At 42.4% G+C, this 429-nt stretch carries 2 protein-coding genes; both read right to left on the bottom strand.

Features of this window, described 5'->3' with window-relative positions; genetic code table 11:
* Window positions 1-95: 95 nt before the first annotated feature.
* Complete coding sequence (locus QGG57_07015; protein ID MDP7007907.1) at window positions 96-284, bottom strand: hypothetical protein; 189 nt, start codon at window positions 282-284, stop codon at window positions 96-98.
* Window positions 285-320: 36 nt separating this feature from the next.
* Window positions 321-429: electron transfer flavoprotein subunit alpha/FixB family protein (locus QGG57_07020; protein MDP7007908.1), on the bottom strand; the 109-nt coding region annotated here is incomplete at its 5' end.

Raw genomic sequence — 429 nt, forward strand, 5'->3', positions numbered from 1 at the left:
TCCTCAGCTCGACAGGCTGAGATGATAGGCCAGGCTACACCACGCGAGCGCGATGCCGGACCAGAGCGCTTTGTATATAGCCTTTGCCAAAAAACTTACATTCCCATATTTAGACGAAAGGTCGGATTTCCAGCTTCACTATTGCCAAAGAACTCTTCTGAATCTCCTTCTTCCATCATTGCACCCATCAGAACACCTACTGTCTCTTGTAAAAATCTGAGTTCGACTTGAAGCTCAGAAATAGTTTCCTGAAGCTTCTTTATTTCGTCCGATTCTGAGGTCACTGAATGACAATATTATGCCCCCTTATAACAGTATCTTTAATTTTCCAGTTTTTCTTTCAGAACAGGCACGATTTCGAAAAGATCATTGACAATTCCGTAGTCAGCTACTTTGAATATCGGTGCATCAGGATCCTTGTTTATTGCA

Source organism: Candidatus Poseidoniia archaeon (assembly GCA_030748895.1).
In the GTDB taxonomy this organism is placed as follows: domain Archaea; phylum Thermoplasmatota; class Poseidoniia; order MGIII; family CG-Epi1; genus UBA8886.